The 4,272-nt window shown below is 58.7% G+C and carries 2 protein-coding genes and 2 pseudogenes; 2 read left to right on the plus strand and 2 right to left on the minus strand.

Going from position 1 to position 4,272, the window contains the following annotated elements; translation table 11 throughout:
* The coding region (locus tag NKH43_RS35090) for a 2-oxoglutarate and iron-dependent oxygenase domain-containing protein (RefSeq protein ID WP_502906544.1) at positions 1 to 220 on the minus strand (220 nt) is incomplete at its 3' end.
* Between the two features lie 127 nt (positions 221 to 347).
* On the minus strand, positions 348 to 1,634 hold the full coding sequence (locus tag NKH43_RS35095) for an ATP-grasp domain-containing protein (protein WP_352862037.1): 1,287 nt from the start codon (positions 1,632 to 1,634) through the stop codon (positions 348 to 350).
* 253 nt (positions 1,635 to 1,887) lie between these two features.
* Here NKH43_RS35095 and NKH43_RS35100 point away from each other — a divergent pair.
* Positions 1,888 to 2,467, plus strand: a pseudogene (locus NKH43_RS35100) (transposase); the annotation flags it as partial.
* A gap of 201 nt (positions 2,468 to 2,668) precedes the next feature.
* Positions 2,669 to 3,798 (plus strand): annotated as a pseudogene (locus NKH43_RS35105) (IS5 family transposase); the annotation flags it as partial.
* Positions 3,799 to 4,272 lie beyond the last annotated feature (474 nt).

Genomic DNA, 4,272 nt, shown 5'->3' on the forward strand with positions numbered 1-4,272 from the left:
TGATCGACTGTGGCAACGCGAAGAACCGCCGGGAAGCCTCGATGGCTTGTGCGATCTGTTCCTTCGGGATGCCGTGCTCGACAAGATAGAAGAACCCGTACTCCTCGCAGCCATGCGTAGGCGCTCGCGCTCGTCGTGCCGCGTTGCATCGGCTGCCAGTTTCGCAAGTGAAATTTGTGGTAGCGTGGTCATTGTCGTACTCCGTTGTGCTTAGATCCAGTAGCTCTTTTCAATTGCTAGTGATTGGGCTGCATCGAAACCATCATTAGTATTAAACTTTGGTTGGGACGTTCAACGCCGTGCATCAACCCGGTTAGTGCTCTCAATCGCACCAATGTTCGGCGACGTCACGCGCCACCTGCGCTGGTGTGGAGGGGTGGGGGGGCCGCAGATTGTTCCTGTTCGCCAAGAGCCGGAAATGGTGTGATCGACCAATCGATTGAGCCAACGGCACGCTGCACTATCGCTTCCGTCTGAGCATGGCTGGGTGAAGCGGCGACGACATGCCCAATGCAGTCCCGGTAATCGCCTTTTCTGACGATCGGCGCCTTAGACTTAACATACAATCTGACCTCGGCGACACCTGTTAGAGCAGCTGCCCGGCTGGCGCCATCAATCCAATCGAGGGTGCCATCGCTATCAGCAACAAGAAATTGCGCAACCGCAATCTGTGATTCTCTTTTGCGCAAGTTCGGTTCAACGCCGATGACAAGCTTGATGTGCTCGGTAATAAGATCGACACCGTAAGCCAGCTTAATCAGTAGAGGCATGGGCGCACCACTAAGCCGCGGATTGACTTCAATGACGACTGGGCCACGTTTGGTCCACCGGAGCTCAATACTCTTTGGCCCCCAGCCAAGGCCGAGAGCTGGCAAACAGCTCAGCGAAACATCGGCGATACGCTCATGCTCCTCATCAGTGAGCGGGGCCGGAAGAGTGGACCCTCGATAGACGAAGTGCGGTGGCGGATGGTAGTCAGCGGCGGCAATCCCAACGACCTCATGTCCCATTACTGCAGCGACATACGCAGGGCCTTCTGCGAATTCTTCGACCAGCACTCTTGGCGGAGACCGCCATATGTGCTTCCCCTCCAACAGATAGGCCGTATGTTCGGCCAACTCATCGATGCTGCGGCACAATCGGACACCCATGCTGCCACTGCCGACGGCTGGCTTAACAATCACCGGAAGGCCGATCTCGGCAGCCGAGCTTTCTACGTCCGTCGGATTCGCTGCCAGGCGATAAGCAGGTATTGCAACGCCGGCCTCTGCGAGGAGCTGACGTTGAACGAATTTGTCGTAGCATTGTTCAATCGACGCGGGGTTGGGACCCGGTAGATCAAAATACCGGCAGAGCTTACCAACTGTCGCAGAGACCGACTCGTCGTCGCCGGCAAAGCCGGTAATGCCGGCAATGCCAAACGTTGCCTGCAGCCGGGAACATTCTTGGACTAGCGCATGGAGATTGTCTGTATCGACACGGATTGCCTCAAGGTTTTCCGCTGCAAGATATTCGTACTGAGTCGGATCAGCCGACAGTGTAATCGGATGCAGACCAAGACGCTGAGCCGCTTGGACATAGAGCTGACCATTACCCCTGTGACCTTCGATCAGTATGAGCGCTTTCCTTGCCATTGGCTGTCTCCTACGTTGTGTCCCTGCGACCTGCAGGAGCAAAAGTCGGCATCAGGCCGTTCGGCTGTGCCTGACCTCAGAACTGAAAGTACCATCGCCGGCGATTTGCGGTTGCAAAGATTGTGTATATTTATGCGAAGGATCTGCAACGCTGGGCTAGCGCCTGAGGAGGATCTGGGAGTTGCTGGTCTGGCGGCGGGCTAAACTAGCGCGGATAATTCATGAGGGATCGCGCGCACTGGCGTAGATGGGGAGAGCGGCGAGGGGTGGCAAGTTGCGGACGGGAGATGGACATACGCTGCCACAGCACATGAAGGCCCAGATCAGCCGGGAGCTGGACCGGTTGGAACTGGTCATCAATCAGATCAAGTTCATCGAGGATGAACGCGATGCGCCATCGCGGCGCAGACCGCTGACAGCATGAAGCCTGCGCCGGTCACGATGCTGCTTGAGATCAAAGGACTCGGTGCGGAATTCGTCAACATCCTTTGGTCGGAAGGACTGTTCCGGCATTTTGACAACCGCCGTCAAGTCGCCACCTATGCCGGCCTCGCGCCGACGCCCTGGCAAAGCGGCTCGATCGACCGGGAGCAAGGCGTATCAAAGGCGGGCAATCCAAGATTGCGAACAACGCTGATCCAACTGGCCTGGCTATGGTTGCGGCACCAACCGGACTCGGCATTGGCAAAATGGTTCAAGGCACGCGTCGAATGCAACGGGGGCGCATGAAGAAAACAACCATCGTTGCGCTGGCGCGCAAGCTGCTGGTCGCCCTGTGGAAGTACGTGACCTCTAGGGTCGTGATCGAAGGTGCCGTTATGAAAAACGCATAAGACGTCCACCACTTCATCTTTCTGAAATCTACCGTAGCCTCATGAACCCTGGCGGATCGCTGACGACCGAGTGAGCGTTGGCAAAAAATGCCGTTCCACAGAATGGTCCCGTCATCCTGGGCTCAGCCCGCCGAACGCGGGATATTGGTGCGGCCGGAATAAACGGCGACCGAATGTGAGTTGGATCAGGCTCCGCGAATGGGCATGCCGCCGCTGCCGACGCGGCTGATGGCGGGGCTGGCGATCCTCAAGCACACCTTCAACCTGTCGGACGAGGCGCTGTGCGCACGCTGGATCGAGAACCCGTATTTTCAATATCTGTGCGGCGAGGAATTCTTCCGCCACGAGCTGCCGTTCGACCGCTCGTCGATAACGCGCTGGCGGAGCCGCATGGGCGAGGAGCGGATCATGGTGCTGCTGCAGGAAAGCCTCAGCATTGCGGTCAAGACCGGCGCGATGAAGCCGCAGGATACGCGCCGGGTCATTGTCGACACGACGGTTCAACCCAAGAACGTCATGTTCCCGACCGACGCCAAGCTCATCCATCGCGCCCGCGAGCGGCTCGTCCGGCAGGCGAAGAAGACGGGGCTCGACCTGCGTCAGTCCTATGTCCGGGTCGGCAAACAGCGCTGATCATGTATCAGCGCTACGCCCACGCCAAGCAATTCAAGCGGGCCAACAAGGCCCTGCGCAGGCCCAGGACCTACCTGGGGCGCACCGTCCGCGACATCTCCCGTCAGATCGCCGGCGACGCGGAGCTGGACGCGATCTTCAAGTGGCCGCTCTACCAGGCCTCCACCGTTCTCGAGCAGCGTCAGCGCCAGCGCGGCCGCAAGATCTACAGCCTGCATGCCCATCAGGTCGAGTGCATCGGTAAGGGCAAGGCGCATGCGCCCTACGAGTTCGGGGTGAAGGTGTCGGTGGCGACGACGCTGAAGCGCTCAAAGGGTGGCCAGTTCGCCCTGCACGCCATGGCGCTCCCCGGGAACCCCTATGACGGCCATACCCTGGCAACGGTCATCCCGGACATGCATCATCGGATCCGAAACGCAGCGCATCCTCGCCGATGCCGGCTACCGCGGCCACAACGCGCCACAAAGCCATAAGTTCAGGGTCTTCACCGCTGGTCAGAAGCGCCGCGTGACACCGGCCATCAAGCGCCAGATGCGGCGGCGATCGGCCGTCGAGCCGGTGATCGGCCACATCAAGACGAACACAGAATGGGCCGCAATTACCTCGCTCACACCCAAGGTGATGCGATCAACGCCATCCTGGCCGCAGCCGGCTACAACTTCTCCCTCCTGCTCAGGTGGCTGAAGACGTTTTTGTAGCTCTTCATCGCCGCGTTCCTGAACCGGCCGAAGCAGCTTGCCGCTTAGCGATCAAGATTGTTCACGGTCGACTATTTAACGTGCCACAGATCTCGAACACTTCCAAGATACCATCAGTAGTAGATCTGCTTATATACATGGTGTGAACCAGCGTGCAGAATGGGTCTGACGCAATCTCGATGAAGTTGCATTCATGCCGCACCGAGTAACCGGGCTTGCAGGAGGTCGAGTTTTCCGCGTCCATACATCTGCAACCTGGTGTCGGCGCCGTACCTCACCGGTGATCAGTTCAATCCGTCGATAGTCGTCAGCCATAAGCCTGTGCTTGAGGATATCCCCAAAGCCTCCCGCGTTAGGCCGACTGTCCGGTCGAAATGGGGGCCAGGTCACCATAGCGGTCGCAATGGCCGACAGTAATTCGCTTCCGCTGATCGAAGGGTCACGTTCGGCGAGTGCCAGCGCCGGCGGCACGTC

This window comes from Mesorhizobium sp. M1163 (assembly GCF_040318415.1).
GTDB lineage: Bacteria > Pseudomonadota > Alphaproteobacteria > Rhizobiales > Rhizobiaceae > Mesorhizobium.